This window comes from Pedobacter ginsengisoli (genome assembly GCF_030244015.1).
Lineage (GTDB): Bacteria > Bacteroidota > Bacteroidia > Sphingobacteriales > Sphingobacteriaceae > Pedobacter > Pedobacter ginsengisoli.
This window is the reverse complement of record NZ_JASSYX010000003.1, coordinates 1056292-1071452: the sequence shown is the minus strand read 5'-3', so window position 1 is coordinate 1071452 and position 15161 is coordinate 1056292. Positions and strand designations below refer to the sequence as shown.

Sequence of the window (15161 nt, the reverse complement as noted above, 5' to 3'; positions counted from 1 at the left end):
ATTCTGCTGATTTAAACAAATGAACCTTCCAGTTTCAATATGAAAGCGATATCTCCTGATGGTTGTTCTGGCAAACTCACCTTTAACCCGTCAGCAGTCTGTGTGAAATTAAGTTTTTTACCATGTCCCAATAAGCTGACTTTTTCTACTTTTCCATGAGCTCCAGCTTTTAAGGTTTTGACAAGGGCCGTATTGTCTGATGGCCATCCCAATAACGTTGCGTACAGGGTTTTCCCTTTGACGACAAAGCGTATGTCTGCCGGCCCAAAAGGCTTGCCTTTGCCTTCGTTAAAGCCTTGAGCACTCAATGGAGCAACAGATTCAATAGCCGGGCCTTCGCCAAACACTTTCCATGGACGGGTGCCATACACTCCCTCACCATTTATCGCAATCCATTTGCCAATGCCTTCTACAATGGCAAGTTCCTTGTCATCTATAGATCCGTCGCCCCTTAACGGGACGTTGAGCATCAGGTTTCCGTTTTTGCTAATGATATCCACAAGGGTATGGATAACTGTTTTTGCTGATTTATAGTGATTATTATCGTAAACCCTTCTGTCGTAATGCCATTGCCCAAGGCATGTGTCTGTCTGCCATGGTAACGGTTCGATTGCATTGCTTTGACCGCGTTCAATGTCCCAGACCATGCATTTTCGCTGCTGAGCATCCAGTATTTTACCACAAACTACTGCACTTAGCTTTCCGTTTTTACGGATACTTTTATTGTATAAGTGTGCTGCAATACGTAATCCTGCATCACTGACGGGCCATAGCGGCAAAACTGTATCGTCAAAGTATACCAGTTCGGGATCATATTTCTCAATGAGGTCGAGCGTTCGGTCGTAAAAATTATCGCAGTAAGCCTTAGAGGGCGGATATACGCCGTTGCCCCAGTTCCACTGACCGTGAATAGCGTGGTCGTTCAGACTATCCTTGCTCAAAGGATGGTTCTGCGCATACAATTCTTGCGGATCATAACCCTGCCACCAGGTCCCGTCGCCATGTTTGGCAGTCATCTGCCCATCATACGGAACTCCCGCCATCGGGCCTTTCGTATCCGATCGCTGTGCTGTCTCGTACCACCTCCAGGCATGGGCCGAATGCACACTTACTCCAAGTGGCAGCCCCTGTCTTTTGGCCGCCTTTGCCCAACCGGCCATGAGGTCTTTCTTAGGGCCAAGGTTGATCGAGTTCCAGCGCTGGTGCTTACTGTCAAATAGATCGAGGTTATCGTGGTGGTTGGCCAGGGCCATAAAATACCTTGCGCCTGCTTTTTTATATAAGCCGACCAAATATTCGGGATCCCAGCGTTCCGCTTTCCACTCGTTAATGACGTCCTTGAAGCCAAATTTTGAAGGGTGACCATATTTTTCACAGTGGTATTGATATTGGTCGCTGCCTTCCTGGTACATCCCGCGCGCATACCAATCGCCACGCTCGGGTTGGCACTGAGGCCCCCAGTGTGCCCAAACGCCAAACTTGGCGTCCCTGAACCAATCGGGAACACGGTATTGTGCCAATGAGTCCCAGGTGGGGAGGAAAGGCTCTTCTTTTATAGACGGCAAGCGGGCCGATTGCAAATGTGCAAAGGACCTGGCAGTGTATAAAGTGGCAAGTCCTGCAAGACCGCCTTTAATTAAGGTTCTCCGTTTCATCATGTTTATTTGGTTGGCAAATATATTCTAAGACAATCGATTGTAAGATCATTTGTCTTATCAAATGTAATGTGTATTACTTTGTTTATATTAGACTAAAACAGACATCTTTTTTCTCAAAACAGACTTTATAGTATTGTTATAATGATCAAACGTATATTGACCCACAGCTTCACTCTGATGAATGTTGACCTCGTTCAACTGGATTCAAAATGGAATTACAGAAATGTGATCAGCCCTTACCACCGCATTTATTACATCACAGGGGGTGAAGGGGAGATCTCGCATTTTGAAAAAAAACTTAAGCTGGAGGAAGGCTACCTATATATTATTCCAAGTTTTACACTGTGTAATTTGTCGTGTGAGCAGTTGCTGAATCAATATTTCGTACAGTTTTTTGAAGAGACCTCAGATGGTAAATCCTTATTCGCTTCAAACAGGTCTATCTTCAAAGTTGAGGCAAAACCAGTTGATGTTTTAAACTTCGAGCGTCTGACTGCTATTAATCCTGGCCGGGGAATAAACCGGTCAGACGATCCAAAGATCTATGAGAAAGATATTTTTTATAAGGAGTATCAGGAATTAAACATGCAGCAAAATACTTCGCAGTTCCTGGAAACCCAGGGTATTCTTCTGCAGTTGGTTTCCCGGTTTACTGCGCCGGAAATCATCGCACAAAGGGAACGCGACCACATCCCTGTCAAGATCCTGGATACCATCAGCCACATTGTTATGAACCTGCATGTGCCATTGTCAGTTAAATTTCTGGCTGAACGGATCCATCTCAATTCAGAATATTTTTCCCGGCTGTTCGAGCAGTACACAGGTTCCCGGCCGCTGTCCTATATTAACGAAAAAAGGATCGAGCGGGCGCAGTATCTCATCTTGACCTCCCAGGCAAAATACATAGAAATTGCAAGGATGACTGGCTTCGAAAGCCTTTCACATTTTTCGAGGACTTTCAAAAAAGTAACAGGAATGAGTCCGAAAGCCTACAGGAAACACTTTTTGTAGTTAATTGGTCGATGTCACTGCTATTTTGAAATTTCTATCGTCTTCCATAGTGTTTAAATTATCAGATCTAATAAGTCAAGGTAATTCCTGCCCCATAGCCCATGTCGCTATCATAGTGCGTAGAGAGGGAAAAGTATTTAGCTATATTGTAGCGCAGTCCTGCCATGTACTCTTTATCGGTATTGCCCATCAAGTTCAATCTTAACCTTGCTGTAATCGGCATGTCTTCACGCATCAGCTGGAAGCGCAGCTTTCCTTTATCGTCCAGTCTTGCCTCCGCAGTAACCAGCATAGGCAGTGTATACTGAAGACCGATTACGACAGCTTTTCTATTGTTTTGATTACTGGACTGTCCAAAAAGGTTGTTTTCCATTTCATTTTCCATGCTGTTCTGGTGGTAATCGAACCCAATGAAAGGAAAGAGCCACTGCATTTTGCCAAAATACCGCCCGAAATAGGTTTCGATTTCATTGCCGTGATGAGATTCCAGACCGATCCTGAATTCAGTTGACAAACGGTAACGGGTGTTAGCCAGCATCAGTTCGCCATCACTGCCGTTACTCTCAAGGCCTATATTTCCCATGAAATGAAACATCCTGTCATCACTGAAAAGTTTGCGCTGTGCATATTTTGGGTCAGGCAGCTCTGGATTGGGCGGGGAATTTTCATAGCTGAAGATTTTCCCCATCCCGCTCATCATATGGTAGAGGATATGGCAGTGGAAAAACCAGTCTCCGCTTTCCGTGGCAGCAAATTCGAGGGTATCGGTTTCCATTGGTATAATATCCAGGACATTTTTTAGAGGTGCATAGTCACCCTGACCATTCAAAACCCGGAAATCATGACCATGAAGGTGCATGGGATGGCGCATCATCGAATTGTTGTACAGCACAATCCGTACGTTCTCACCTTTTTTGATCAGGATTTTATCACTTTCCGAAACCGTTTTATTGTCGATGGTCCACACATACCGGTTCATGTTGCCAGTTAACTCGAAGCGCATCTCTTTTAACGGACCTGGCCTCAGCGTCGTTTTTTCGGTGGCACGCAGCATTGCGTAATTGAGGGTTACCAAATCAGGCTGGTCACCGTTTCCCATGTCCATTCCGTCGATATGATGTTCTTTATGAGCCTCCTCTTTTACTGGCATAGCCGTTTTCTTTTTCTGGATGCTTTTTTTGATACCATATTCGACACCGGTGACCTCTGGATACATGACCACGTTCATGTCCATTTGCTGATTGCTCATTTGCATACCCATAGGCTCCATGTCTCCATTCATCTTCATCATCCCATTCATCATTTTCATGCCCTCAAAGTATTTGAGTTTTCCGAGTGGCTTTGCCGGCATCTTCATTCCGCTGCCCAGCCATAGTGAAGTAGATTTTGTACGGTCTTCAGCTGTAGCCAGAAATTCGTAGCTCATGTTTTCGGGGATCGTCACGATCAGATCGTAAGTCTCCGCCGGAGCTACGATAAGCCGGTCAACTTCTACGGGTTCGACGTCGTTGCCATCATTTCCTACTACAGTAATCTTGCCTCCGGACCAGGTCAGCCAGAAATAGGTCGAGGCGCCGCCATCCACTATGCGCAGTTTTACTTTGTCCCCTGCTTTAAACTGACGATATTCGCTCACTGGCTTCCCGTTGGTGAGAAAGCTTTCATAATATACGTCACTGACATCCATGGCGTTCATCCGTTTCCATTCATTGGCAACCTTGGTTTTAAGGTAGCCCTTCCCAATAGCCTCAGCGTAGCTCTGTACGGATCCTTTCTTTATCGCAAACCAATCAGTAGCATTGTGGAGGGAACGGTCAACTTCTTTGGGGTCCATGTCTGTCCAGTCGCTCAGCACAACCGGTATTGCAGGCATTCGGGGTTCATTGACTTTGTTGAAGATCAGTGCGCCATACATTCCGCTTTGCTCTTGTACCCTGGTGTGGCTGTGGTACCAGTAGGTGCCGTTCTGGATCACCGGAAATTTATATACATAAGTAGAATGTCCTTTTATTGGCATTTGTGTCAGGTATGGAACGCCATCAAACCTGTTCGGTAAAAATACGCCGTGCCAATGAATAGATGTTTCTTCGTCCATCATGTTGTGTACATATACTTCTGCGGTATCGCCTTCTGTAAATACCAGCGCAGGGGCCGGGATACTGCCATTAATGGCAATTGCTCTTTTCGTCTTACCGGTAAAATTTACGAGCGTGTCTTTGACATACAGGTCATACCGGACTTTTTTAGGTTGATGCATCTTCTTTCCTTTTACATCTTCGTTTTGAACCTGGGTGCCGGAGTTTTTTTTGATTGGTTGAGAAACATTTGCTTTCGGTTTGGACGGGGCTTTATTTCTATGTCCTTCGTGCTGTGCATAAACGGTCCCGCAAAGAACCATTAGTAATATAAATACAATTATATTTTTCATGACTTATCTGTTTCTGGAGAGCAGTTCTTTTGATGTTGATTCCAGCTTTGTGGCAGCTTGATTCGTATTGTTGAAATTATTTGATTGTCGCAACCACTTTTCCGCAAGTAAGCATTGTACTGCCGTAGTAAGGGTTCTTTATGGTTTTCTCGTTGCTCAGCCAATTACTTTTCTTCATTGGGCAATAGATTTGATAAATTGGGGCGTCCGAAAGCTTTTCCGTTTTGGCCAGCACAATTATGTCCTCAGAAACAGCTGAGAAATGTTTGCGCTGGCTTTTAAGGTCCTTGCTTGCTGCCAGCGCATCGGCATGTTTTTGAAGGGATGCTTTCGCAGCTTTATCTGCTGTCTTTTCATCGGTATCAGAAATGACCTTGGCAAATTCGGCTGCTTTTGTCGCAGCAAATGCTGTATTTCCCTCTATAAGAGCAGCTTTGAGGTTATAGTACGCCGATAATAGATCTTTAGTTTTGTCTGTAGTGTGTACATGTTGGGCACGACCAGTTTGTGTAAGGGCTGTTACAATTAAAGTAACTAATAGAAGTACATTTTTCATTTTTTTGATTTAATAAGTAAATAATTGTTTAAACGGAAGGGTTTCCTCTGGGAAATGTTAAACGTTAAATCAAATCTGAAAACTTTGTATCGCAATCCGTACATCCTTTATCGGAGATCGGCAATGCCTTGAGAAAGATGTATTTGGAAGATTTGCAGGTAAACGGTGTGCAAGGCTTTGCGGAGGAGTAATATCCGGCAACATCGTAAAAAGTACTGAAAGCTTGCTGGTGTTAAAAGTACGTTGTATTAATTTATCACTTGCGGTCAGCTTAGTGGCTGCGTCCTTGCAGCAGTTTTGAGACTGATGATGGCCTTTGTTGAAATTCATCTCCATCCCGACGGCGCAAGCAAAACCGGTAAACGTGTTCAGTGAAAACACAACCAGCAAAAACGCTGCTTTCATCGATATGGATTTATTTCTTGTCATAATACGGGATCATCCAACCGTACCGAAGAGGTAACAATTTGGACTGATTAATTGTTTATTATATTTTTTCAGCCTGGTATCCCGCTTTTTCCAGTGTATCGATGATTAGATTTTCATCCAGTCCAGGCTCTCCGTTTATAGTCAACAATTTTTCCTGAGTTGCGGTATCTACCTCCCAGCTTTTCAGTTTTGGGACATCATTAAGATATGGTGTAACAGTCGCAATGCATCCGCCACATTTAATGTTTGTTCTAAATTGTAATGTTTCCATAATTCATTGAATAATGTTTAAACGATTATTGACACAAATGTAGGTTGTGTGACAGGCATAGGATTTACATGATTTTGTGAAAAAGTTATATAATTTACATTAATCGTTTTAAGGGGGCATTTTTTATAGTCGCTCTTACGGACGGAGGACCTACGGCACTAAATTTATGAATGTGTTTGGCATATGATGTTATCTAATGAACACTTGACAGCTTGAAGATTAAACTTCATAACTGGTCGGTAAAATCCGCTATCTTGTCTAGTCTGTTCTTTGCGAATTTGTAAATGATAGACCTTAGTGAGGTAATTTATACTTAAATGAAAAAACCGTATTTAATTTTCGCCCATCTATTGCTTTGGTTGTTCTTATATGCTGTCATATATGTAGGCTTTAAAACGCTAATTATTGACTCCGGTGCAAATTTGATATTGAGCAACAGTATTGTTCGGACCACTATTTTTATGTTATTGCTCACGTTATTGTTTCCGTTTTATATTTTTTATTTCTTATATCAAGGCCTTATAAAGTCAAAGCGGAAGAAACTTTGGTACGCGGCAGGAATCCTTGCTATCCTGGGGTTGCCGGTAGTTTATTTAAAGCTGGATGATCAAATAATTACTGCTGTCCTTTATCACAATAGTTTTCTTTTTTTAAGCTTTTTTGGACTTCTGGGATTTTTGTTCGCCAGCTTTCTCAATGGCATTACAGACCGGCAATTAAAAAATGAATTGCAACGTAAACAGCTCGAAAGTGAATTAAGTTATTTGAAGGCACAGGTTAATCCACATTTTTTATTCAATACGCTTAATAATATCGACTCACTAATTGGAAGTGACCCTGAACTTGCTTCACAATCGTTGATTAACCTCTCTGATATGATGCGGTACATGATTTATGACAGTGCCGGCAACCTGGTGCCCGTGCAAAAAGAACTGGATTATATTGCAAAAGTGATAGCCCTTTACAGGCTAAGATACAAAGCAGAAAAACTAATTGACTTTAGAATTAGCGGTCAAGCATCAGATCACAGCATTCCGCCACTCCTGCTTATACCAATCATCGAAAATGCTTTTAAACATCATAGCAAAAAATACAGCAACGAGGCCATTTCGATTGCCATTACCATGGAGAACAAAATTCTTACTTTAGCTTGCAGTAATCCTTATGACGATACTGCCAAAATAGCTGTTGACGGCGGGTTTGGATTAGAGACTTTGCAAAGAAGATTGGATCTGCTGTTCCCGGGAAGATACACCTTTGAAATCGTAGCTGCAAGACCTATCTTTAAAGTGAGTTTACAGATTCCACTAATGTAGCATGATCACTTGCATTATAATTGAAGACGAACCCCTTGCTGCAGAAAAGCTAAAAGGGTATATTGAAAAAATAGATTTTTTAGATTTACGTGCAACTTTTAATAATGGTGTTTCCGCCATTAGCTATTTAAACAGAAGTAAAGTTGATCTGATCTTTTTGGACATTTGTATGGATGAACTCGACGGGATGCAATTAATGGCAGCCTTAATGAATTTGCCTAAAATTATCATTACTTCGGCAGAGAGCCAATATGCTTTGCTGAGTTATGAGTACAGCGTGTCTGACTATCTGTTAAAACCCTTTGGTTTTGATCGATTGATTAAAGCGGTGAATAAGGTTGCTGACGAAATGAAAAATCAAACTATAGCAGAGCCCTCTTTTGTTTTTGTGAAAACGGAATACCGTACGGAACGGATTGACCTTAGTCAAATCCAATATATTGTCGGCATGAAAGATTACTTGTCCATTGTATTGGAAAATAAAGCGGTTATGACTTTAATGTCTTTCTCCGACATCCTGCAATTATTGCCGGCTTCGAAATTTTCGCGAGTGCATAAATCATATATTGTAGCGCTGGATAAAATTAAACATATTGAACGCAATCGAATTCACATTGGTGATGAACGGATTCCTGTTAGCGAAAGCCATAAAACGCAATTTTTTAACCTGCTCAAGGCCCATAAGCACACTGGTTGATGGAGCTTATATCTTTAGAAAATGGTTTATCCGTTCCACAACATTCCCGAAAGTCATAGCATGATTCCATCCGCCGGCGGTAGTCCTCTATAGAAAACTTATCAATCAGGAGGTTCAGCTGTCGGTCGTGAATTTCCATATACTTTGGATCATGTACAGTATTTTTCTTGCTGCGGGACCTTTTCAATGGGATTTCCACAATTTCCCTGATGGTTGCCGCTGGCCCGTTGTTCATGACTACCACTTTGTCTCCCTTAACCCTGGTCTTACCTCACATGCGGGTCACACCCGTAGCGCACACGACCCTCACTCGGGGTTGACAGGGTCTGAAGAGCGTCAACCCGGGTTGGGATACGCCTGTGTTATTGGTGTAAGGCGGATTTGGTGTAAAGGCAAAATCTTTCGGTGCTTTTCTTTAACTTCCGTTTTGAAAGAACAGGTTTGAAAGCCAGATATTTTATCATGAGCAAGACATCATCGACCAGAAGGGATTTTATTAAAAAAGCAAGCCTGCTGACTGTGGGCATTGCTGCCATTCGTTTTCCCGTATGGGGCAAAAGCATGTTCGCATTGGACTACCCGCTGCACAATATTCCTGAAGATAAAGGGCTGGACTCAGGGTGGGTCAGTTCATTGCATAAGAGAGGTCAAGGGACGGCTTATTTCAAAAGTAAGAACGAATTTAAATACATATATAGGAGGCAGACCATATGCCTTGCCTGGCGAGGGCGGTATGGTGATGAATACCAATCCGCATAATGAGCCCAAACCATTTGGAGAAAATGTAACCTGGCAGCTGGGTTATTTTCATGAATGTATGAGTGGATTTGAGCACCAGGTCGCCGCACATTTGATGGCTGAAGGTATGGTTGAAGAAAGTCTGATCCTTACCAGGGTTATTCATAACAGATACCATGCTTCGAAACGAAATCCATTTAATGAGATCGAATGTAGTGACCATTATGCACGGGCTATGGCAAGCTATGGGACTTTCATTAGTGCATGTGGGTTTGACCATCATGGCCCCAGGGGTTATATTAAATTTTCTCCGGCCTGGAGTGCTGAAGACTTTAAAGCACCCTTTACATCTGCCAGTGGCTGGGGCAGTTATAGACAGAAAAAGATCGGAGCTAAGCAAGTCCACACTATAAACTTGAAATATGGTAGGTTACAGTTGGGGGAACTTGCATTTAGTAATATGGGTTTTGGTGCGATGAAGTCGGTTTCGGTAATGCTGGGGTCTCAAAATATTCCTGTCGAATTAAAGCACAAAGGCTCTGAACTTCTGGTTAAATGCTATAAGAAGGTCACTGTTAATACGAACGAAAGCTTAAACATTACCTTTTCATAGCATGACTTCGGCCCATATTCATTTGAGTTGGGATTAGTGTTGGTTTATTACTGTTTGATCGCTACGGGCCTGCTGTAAAAAAAATCAGGCGTAAACTTAAGTATGAGATAAGCCCAGGTTCCTGTTTTATCAAATGATGCGGCGGCTTCATCGTTTATGGCCTGTGCTTTGGCATATGGCATGTTGATGGTGGCCTTCATCATGGAATAACCGAATTCTATATTCGTAAATTTGTTCATGTTATAGCTCAACTGGAGATCTGCCTCCTCGCCAAGGTTTTTGCCAATGAGCGTTCCGTCAGCTTTTTTCATGTCCTGGTTCAATCCAAAATAGTGGAGGTCAAGCCCTAATGCAAAAGCGTTGGCTGTATATTTAAATTTGAGGTATGGGTTGTTTAATCCGCCCTTTGGAGATCCGCTGCCGGCATAGAAGTAATCCATATATCCCCAGAACTTATGAGGAGTGCCATAAAGCGGGTCGAAGGAGTTATTTTTGCCCGAGACCAGGTCCGTAGTTTTGGTTCCTGATAGTACGTCATAACCTGGTGTTATACTAAAAAGTCCTTTTTGATAGGTCGCTGCAATGGAATAGTGGAATGCATTCATTGTGTTTCCGTCTCTGTCATCTCCCGATTGGTGATAATAGGCGGCTTGCACTGCAATTTTACCAAAGCCTGAAGCATTGCCGAAGGTTGGGCTTACCATCAGGCCATAAGTATATCTGCTATTGGTTCCATAGTTATAGGTGTCGGCCGGACTGGCGGGAACAAAACGGCGTCCGTATACGTAACCTGTGGAGAGGCTGCCGGCGGAGTCAAGTTTGTACCGGCCAAAGCTGTCATTGAAAAACAGGGCTGAGACTTTGGTCTGGTTGAATTTTCTGCTTAGATAAAGACTGCTAAATGATTTATAATTTTGTGTCGCGCCATTGGTGCCAGGAGGATTGCTGTAGACAGGGGTTCCTGATTTTGAACTGTTGTTGGCAGCACTGCCGCCTGCGGCAAGCGGAACAAGACCAGCCGGTAGCGGCACGAGTGTACCAAAACTATTTTTGACGTAGGCAGGTAAATTGCCTGGCAAATAGTTGGTGTTGGTTATACCGCCGGCATCTGAATTTTGGTTAAATGCATAAGCAAGATCAACCTGCCAGCCATGATGCATGATTTTTAGCAGGGCCATATCATGCTGACGTGCCTGTTGCAGCCAGTCGAGATTCCCAATAAGCCGTGAGTCGTCGTATATCAATTCCTGCCGGCCTATTTTAAATGAAAGCTGGTCTACTAATTTGAACTTAATATTGGTGTCCGCCTTATTGGCCAGTGTGAGTTCTGCCCAACCTTCGTGGAGCATAAACCGATTACCGTCGGCGGTTGAAATGGTTGAAGCATCGGCTCCCCAGACCCTGATATCCTGAACACTTGCACCAAAGGATAGAAGATCCCATTTGTAGCCAAAATTCAGACGGGTGCGCTGCGAAATGAAGGCTGCTTTTTTAGCATCAGATAAAACGAGATTGCCATATCCGTTACGAAGTTCTGTCCGTGTGCGAAGTTGTGCATTTAAACTGATTTGGGCTTCTGCGGGGTTGAAACCAAAGAGCGCTGAAATTAAAAATACTGCAAAGACTACGGATTTATAGCGTACATTTTTATACATTTGAAAAGGTTTTTTGTTGTTAAAGCGATCGAAAACTATCTGCCTCACTGGGAATGCGACCTCCCGGCGGGGCTTTTTTATGGGTTAGATTCTTGTCATAGGTAAATTATATCTGAATTTTTAGTCGCTGTCTGGCATAAATATATCTAATATTATGATAGTTGACAATTTTTTTAGATAAAATGGATTTTTTGTGATTAAAATCATCTAATTAAGTCGAATTATTCATAATCATAAATGATTTGACTATTATTTTTTGTGATATGATGTGAATTTTAGGCATTCTTTGTAAGATTCTTTGATTTTTTGTATTGATAATTAGATATTTCATTCGTTTTGTTGATTTTTTATTGTAATTTTTATTTTAAAAATAAGTTAGTGCTTTTGTTTTGAGTTTTTAATGCCAAAAAAGTGTGATTTATTCTTTTATGCTAAAAATGGTTGCTTCGCCAACATTTAGTCAAGATTGACTGACTATGGCTGTATTTTCATATGTTATTCTTAAATTCGGATAGTTTTAATTTTATAAATCAAAAGAACTAGACACCTAATCATTAAAATAATGAGAAAACTGATCGCTGTTTGTGCCATCCCACTTTTTTTAATCTCGTGTTTGGCCGTTAGGCAGACGAAATCGGACGGCTGGATTAGCCTTTTTGACGGAAAGACGCTTAATGGCTGGAAAAAGAATCAAAATCCAGAAACATTTAGTGTGGAAAATGGAGCGATTAAAGTAGCCGGACCAATTTCCCACTTGTTCTACGATGGCCCGGTAAGTAACCACGAATTCAAAAACTTTGAATTTAAGGCTCAGGTGATGACCAAACCAAAGGCCAATTCGGGAATCTTCATCCATACTGCATTTCAGCAGGAGGGATTTCCAAACAAGGGATACGAGGTTCAGGTGAACAATTCGCAAAGTGACTGGCGTAGAACAGGTAGTTTATACGGTGTTCAGGATGTAAAGGAAACTTATGTGAAAGACAATGAGTGGTATGAAGAATACATTAAAGTTCAGGGTAAGACGGTGACGATCAAGATTAACGGGAAGACGGTTGTTGAATATACAGAGCCTGAGGAAGTTGGTAAACAGAATGCCGGGGGTAAAGCTTTTTCTAGCGGAACCTTTGCTTTACAGGGCCACGATCCGGGGAGTGTTGTCTTTTATAAAGATATTATGGTAAGACCGTTGCCAAATTAATGACCTATTTGAAGGATATGGAGGTCGTTTTGTAATTGAGACCGCTGGCAGTACCGCAGGTTATATAGATTGTAACGCCTGTTATTTTACCTGCCATTTCTGAAGAAAGAAATACTGCTATGTTGGCTATATGACGGACTTGCTGCGAAATTTCTTTGTCTTTATAGGCTAATCAACCAGTACCCAATATAAAGCCAGAAATTATTGCATCTATGTTGCAAAAGGTATTCTTTAATTTAAGCATAATTATGCAACTTTGTTGCGTGATGAATGGTTCTGTCTGTGCCTTCCGGATTGATTATTAAAAAACTTAATTATGAAAACAAACAACAAATATGACGTTATCATTATTGGAGGAAGCTATGCGGGTCTGTCAGCCGCTATGGCACTAGGTCGGGCGATGAGGCATGTGCTAATCATTGATGGCGGTAGACCATGTAACTGGCAGACTCCACATTCACACAATTTTCTTACACAAGACGGAAATACACCTGAAAGCATTGCAAGAGTAAGTAAGGCACAAGTAATGCAATATCCGACAATAGAATTCATAGAAGGCCAGGTGATAAGGGTAGAAGGTGAAAATGATCGATTCACAGTTTACAACTTAGAAGGGCAAGCTTTTGCTGCCAGAAAGCTCCTGTTTGCTACAGGAATAAAAGACCTCATGCCAGAGATTAAAGGGTTTGCCGATTGCTGGGGCATTTCTGTCATTCACTGTCCATACTGCCATGGTTATGAGTACAGGAATGAACAAACCGGTATCTTAGTCAATGGTGACCAGGCGTTCGAATTCGCCAGGCTAATTAATAACTGGACAAAGAAACTGACCGTGTTTACCAATGGGGCATCAACCATTAACGAATCTCAGCGCGAACAATTGCTCCAGCTCAATATTAATGTCATTGAAACACCTATACGGGAAATCCGTCATATCGACGGTTTCCTCGATGAATTGTTATTTGGTGACGGAAGCAGTTCAAAGATGACAGCACTTTATGCAAAGATCCCTTTTGAGCAGCACAGTGACATTCCTGCAAAGCTGGGTTGCAAGATGACGGATACCGGATACATCCAAACAGATGATTTCCAGAAGACAAGTATTCCTGGAATATATGCGGCAGGAGATAATTCTACCATGTTTCGGAGCCTTTCAATAACCGTGGGTGCTGGAACTAAGGCTGGTGCTTTCATTAATCATGAACTGATCGCAGGACTATAAAATAATAGTCCTGAAGGTAAGGTTCACCCTGGGTTTTGTAACGAGTTTCGTAGGCGGTAATCGGTGCAGCCAATGTGTTTGAGTCGTATCTTTCATGACCAGCAGGCTGCCGTTTTCTAAAATAACAGAAACGATCTGTTTATTTTGTTTGTGTTTAAACGAAAACTTTCTTTCAGCACCAAAACTCATGGACCCAATTGCGCCATTCTTTTTCAGGTCCTTTTCCCCATCGCTATGCCAGGCCATCCCCTCTTCTCCCGTATGGTATAAATTGAGCAGACAGGAGTTGAAGGTTTCGCCTGTCTGTTCTTCAGCGATCTTTTTCAGCTCCAGCAATTCTTTAGTCCAGGGGAGCGCAAGTTTAGTAACATTAGAATAGGTGTACTCAAATTCAGTATCGCCATACCAGGCCACTTTTCTTTTAGTGACAATGCGCTTACCAAAAATAATGGCCTCATCATTTCTCCATTCAATATGATGAAATAAAGTATTATAATAATCGCTGGCCTGCTGACTTGAAAACAACCTGCCATAGTAATTTACCTCGCCGTCATATGGCAATAGATTAATTTCACTGGCCGTTCCTTTACTGAATAAGTCTGTCATCACAATTGGATATAAAATTAACATTACCAAATGAACTAACTCAATGCATCATGAAAAATAATTCCAACAGTATAGCGTTTACCGTCCCGGACTTCGCTTACGCCATGTTTCATGTTAGCCCGATAATAACCCTTGCTGCCTTTTACCGGACGGAAATTTGTAGTAAAGGCCAGCAGATCTCCTTTCTTCGGGTTAAGCACTACCACCCTTGACTGTGCCCGCGGAGTTTGCTCCATCAATATAAATTCGCCCCCCTTAAAATCTTCATCAGGTTCATTTAAAAACAATACCAGTTGAATCGGAAAATAGATCTCCCCATAGAGATCCTGATGAAGTGTATTGTATCCGCCCTTGCCGTACTTCAGGATCAGGGGAGTTGGTTTAAACTGACCATTGTCCTCGCAAAGCAAATGAAGATCCCGGAGCGTACCGGGAAAGCGGGTGTCCATCTTTAATACACTCATCCAGGAATTGGCTACCGGGACAAGGTTTGGATAAATGCTTTCCCTGATTTGCTGAATGACCGCAGGTAAAGGATAGCTGTAATATTTATATTCCCCAAGCCCAAAACGGTAACGCTCCATGACGACTGTCTTCCTGTAAATCTCAGGGTTGTTATACTCCCTTTTCAATTCTTCGCATTCGGTGTTCTCTAAAAACCGGGGGATCACCACATAGCCATTTTCATGCATGGACTCCGTGACGGTCCCCCAATCTATGGATTCAATTCTTGATAAAATACTTTGCATAACATTTGATT

Annotated in this window: 16 protein-coding genes; 7 read left to right on the top strand and 9 right to left on the bottom strand. The window is 42.2% G+C overall.

Annotated features, from left to right (window positions below; all coding sequences use genetic code 11):
* Nucleotides 1–11 precede the first annotated feature (11 nt).
* On the bottom strand, nt 12–1658 hold the full coding sequence (locus QEP08_RS16930; protein WP_285059778.1) for an alpha-L-fucosidase: 1647 nt from the start codon (nt 1656–1658) through the stop codon (nt 12–14).
* Between the two features lie 141 nt (nt 1659–1799).
* Between QEP08_RS16930 and QEP08_RS16925 the strand changes: the two genes are divergently transcribed.
* Entirely contained in the window at nt 1800–2669 is an 870-nt protein-coding gene (locus QEP08_RS16925; RefSeq protein WP_285059777.1) for a helix-turn-helix domain-containing protein, read from the top strand.
* A 67-nt stretch (nt 2670–2736) separates the two neighbouring features.
* Here QEP08_RS16925 and QEP08_RS16920 read toward each other — a convergent pair whose 3' ends face one another.
* From QEP08_RS16920 to QEP08_RS16905, 4 genes are all read right to left on the bottom strand, one after another.
* On the bottom strand, nt 2737–5097 hold the full coding sequence (locus QEP08_RS16920; protein WP_285059776.1) for a multicopper oxidase domain-containing protein: 2361 nt from the start codon (nt 5095–5097) through the stop codon (nt 2737–2739).
* A gap of 76 nt (nt 5098–5173) precedes the next feature.
* Nucleotides 5174–5653, bottom strand: coding sequence for a DUF3347 domain-containing protein (locus QEP08_RS16915; RefSeq protein WP_285059775.1), 480 nt, complete (start codon nt 5651–5653; stop codon nt 5174–5176).
* A gap of 69 nt (nt 5654–5722) precedes the next feature.
* On the bottom strand, nt 5723–6058 hold the full coding sequence (locus QEP08_RS16910; protein ID WP_285059774.1) for a hypothetical protein: 336 nt from the start codon (nt 6056–6058) through the stop codon (nt 5723–5725).
* An 82-nt stretch (nt 6059–6140) separates the two neighbouring features.
* Nucleotides 6141–6353 carry a heavy-metal-associated domain-containing protein gene (locus QEP08_RS16905; RefSeq protein WP_285059773.1) on the bottom strand — a complete coding sequence of 71 codons (213 nt, stop codon included), beginning with the start codon at nt 6351–6353 and terminating at the stop codon, nt 6141–6143.
* Nucleotides 6354–7081: 728 nt separating this feature from the next.
* On the opposite strand from QEP08_RS16905, the gene QEP08_RS16900 reads away from it, so the two are divergent.
* A complete protein-coding gene (locus QEP08_RS16900) occupies nt 7082–7669 on the top strand; it encodes a sensor histidine kinase (RefSeq protein WP_285059772.1) in 588 nt (195 codons plus the stop codon).
* 1 nt (nt 7670) lies between these two features.
* Nucleotides 7671–8366 (top strand): LytR/AlgR family response regulator transcription factor, encoded by a 696-nt coding sequence (locus tag QEP08_RS16895; protein ID WP_285059771.1) that lies wholly within the window; start codon nt 7671–7673, stop codon nt 8364–8366.
* Here the strand turns inward: QEP08_RS16895 and QEP08_RS16890 are convergent.
* Entirely contained in the window at nt 8341–8601 is a 261-nt protein-coding gene (locus QEP08_RS16890; RefSeq protein ID WP_285059769.1) for a hypothetical protein, read from the bottom strand. The genes QEP08_RS16895 and QEP08_RS16890 overlap by 26 nt on opposite strands.
* Before the next feature lie 227 nt (nt 8602–8828).
* Between QEP08_RS16890 and QEP08_RS16885 the strand changes: the two genes are divergently transcribed.
* Together QEP08_RS16885 and QEP08_RS16880 are read left to right on the top strand one after the other, a co-directional pair.
* Nucleotides 8829–9125 carry a twin-arginine translocation signal domain-containing protein gene (locus tag QEP08_RS16885; protein ID WP_285059767.1) on the top strand — a complete coding sequence of 99 codons (297 nt, stop codon included), beginning with the start codon at nt 8829–8831 and terminating at the stop codon, nt 9123–9125.
* Entirely contained in the window at nt 9082–9717 is a 636-nt protein-coding gene (locus tag QEP08_RS16880; protein ID WP_285059765.1) for a hypothetical protein, read from the top strand. Before QEP08_RS16885 ends, QEP08_RS16880 begins: the two co-directional genes overlap by 44 nt.
* A gap of 47 nt (nt 9718–9764) precedes the next feature.
* Here the strand turns inward: QEP08_RS16880 and QEP08_RS16875 are convergent, their stop codons facing one another.
* Nucleotides 9765–11372 carry an alginate export family protein gene (locus QEP08_RS16875; protein ID WP_285059764.1) on the bottom strand — a complete coding sequence of 536 codons (1608 nt, stop codon included), beginning with the start codon at nt 11370–11372 and terminating at the stop codon, nt 9765–9767.
* A 562-nt stretch (nt 11373–11934) separates the two neighbouring features.
* Here QEP08_RS16875 and QEP08_RS16870 point away from each other — a divergent pair.
* Both QEP08_RS16870 and QEP08_RS16865 read left to right on the top strand, forming a co-directional pair.
* Nucleotides 11935–12573, top strand: coding sequence for a 3-keto-disaccharide hydrolase (locus tag QEP08_RS16870; RefSeq protein WP_285059763.1), 639 nt, complete (start codon nt 11935–11937; stop codon nt 12571–12573).
* 316 nt (nt 12574–12889) lie between these two features.
* Nucleotides 12890–13795 carry an NAD(P)/FAD-dependent oxidoreductase gene (locus QEP08_RS16865; RefSeq protein WP_285059761.1) on the top strand — a complete coding sequence of 302 codons (906 nt, stop codon included), beginning with the start codon at nt 12890–12892 and terminating at the stop codon, nt 13793–13795.
* Here the strand turns inward: QEP08_RS16865 and QEP08_RS16860 are convergent.
* The gene (locus QEP08_RS16860; RefSeq protein ID WP_285059760.1) at nt 13790–14401 is read right to left on the bottom strand and encodes an alpha-ketoglutarate-dependent dioxygenase AlkB family protein; all 612 of its coding nucleotides are present in this window, start codon (nt 14399–14401) and stop codon (nt 13790–13792) included. The two genes, QEP08_RS16865 and QEP08_RS16860, sit on opposite strands and share 6 nt — an antisense overlap.
* 35 nt (nt 14402–14436) lie before the next feature.
* Entirely contained in the window at nt 14437–15150 is a 714-nt protein-coding gene (locus tag QEP08_RS16855; protein WP_285059758.1) for a 2OG-Fe(II) oxygenase, read from the bottom strand.
* Nucleotides 15151–15161: the final 11 nt, after the last annotated feature.

What these genes read in the sequence shown, in the direction of transcription:
- QEP08_RS16930 (WP_285059778.1), bottom strand. Translation starts at nt 1,658, where the DNA reads ATGATGAAACGGAGAACCTTAATTAAAGGCGGTCTTGCAGGACTTGCC.
- QEP08_RS16925 (WP_285059777.1), top strand. Translation starts at nt 1,800, where the DNA reads ATGATCAAACGTATATTGACCCACAGCTTCACTCTGATGAATGTTGAC.
- QEP08_RS16920 (WP_285059776.1), bottom strand. Translation starts at nt 5,097, where the DNA reads ATGAAAAATATAATTGTATTTATATTACTAATGGTTCTTTGCGGGACC.
- QEP08_RS16915 (WP_285059775.1), bottom strand. Translation starts at nt 5,653, where the DNA reads ATGAAAAATGTACTTCTATTAGTTACTTTAATTGTAACAGCCCTTACA.
- QEP08_RS16910 (WP_285059774.1), bottom strand. Translation starts at nt 6,058, where the DNA reads ATGAAAGCAGCGTTTTTGCTGGTTGTGTTTTCACTGAACACGTTTACC.
- QEP08_RS16905 (WP_285059773.1), bottom strand. Translation starts at nt 6,353, where the DNA reads ATGGAAACATTACAATTTAGAACAAACATTAAATGTGGCGGATGCATT.
- QEP08_RS16895 (WP_285059771.1), top strand. Translation starts at nt 7,671, where the DNA reads ATGATCACTTGCATTATAATTGAAGACGAACCCCTTGCTGCAGAAAAG.
- QEP08_RS16890 (WP_285059769.1), bottom strand. Translation starts at nt 8,601, where the DNA reads ATGAACAACGGGCCAGCGGCAACCATCAGGGAAATTGTGGAAATCCCA.
- QEP08_RS16885 (WP_285059767.1), top strand. Translation starts at nt 8,829, where the DNA reads ATGAGCAAGACATCATCGACCAGAAGGGATTTTATTAAAAAAGCAAGC.
- QEP08_RS16875 (WP_285059764.1), bottom strand. Translation starts at nt 11,372, where the DNA reads ATGTATAAAAATGTACGCTATAAATCCGTAGTCTTTGCAGTATTTTTA.
- QEP08_RS16870 (WP_285059763.1), top strand. Translation starts at nt 11,935, where the DNA reads ATGAGAAAACTGATCGCTGTTTGTGCCATCCCACTTTTTTTAATCTCG.
- QEP08_RS16865 (WP_285059761.1), top strand. Translation starts at nt 12,890, where the DNA reads ATGAAAACAAACAACAAATATGACGTTATCATTATTGGAGGAAGCTAT.
- QEP08_RS16860 (WP_285059760.1), bottom strand. Translation starts at nt 14,401, where the DNA reads ATGACAGACTTATTCAGTAAAGGAACGGCCAGTGAAATTAATCTATTG.
- QEP08_RS16855 (WP_285059758.1), bottom strand. Translation starts at nt 15,150, where the DNA reads ATGCAAAGTATTTTATCAAGAATTGAATCCATAGATTGGGGGACCGTC.